The sequence below is a fragment of the Gemmiger formicilis genome (assembly GCF_016901605.1).
Taxonomy (GTDB): Bacteria; Bacillota; Clostridia; order Oscillospirales; family Ruminococcaceae; genus Gemmiger; species Gemmiger formicilis_B.
Map to the genome: position 1 here is coordinate 1 of NZ_JACJKP010000485.1, position 400 is coordinate 400.

Annotated in this window: 1 pseudogene; it reads right to left on the minus strand. The window is 58.2% G+C overall.

The annotated features are described in order from the left end of the window. Positions 1-400 (minus strand): annotated as a pseudogene (locus tag H6B10_RS15565) (replication-associated recombination protein A); the annotation flags it as partial.

Sequence of the window (400 nt, forward strand, 5' to 3'; positions counted from 1 at the left end):
GCAGCGCCGCGTCCGGGTCAGAACCGCGCATGGATTTTTGGTAGGCGGACACAATATCGTAGTGGTCGTCCCCCAATTTATCATAACGCATAGCCGTACGGGCCGCCACCTGCTGCACCATATCCAGCGTGACGGTACGCCGCCCGTTTTCGATGGGGGCAGCGGTTACCGCAAATTCCAGGTTGCCCAGCGCTTTGCGCATATCGCCGCCCGCGCTCTGGGCCAGATAGTCCAGTGCATCCTCGGGAATGAGGATGGGCGTTTTGTCCTCTGCCCCCAGCCGCGCCGCTGCGTTCTGCACACCCCGGCGGATATCTTCTGCCGTAAGGGACTTGAACTCAAACACTGTACACCGGGAAAGCAGCGCATTGTATACATAAAAATAGGGATTTTCCGTAGT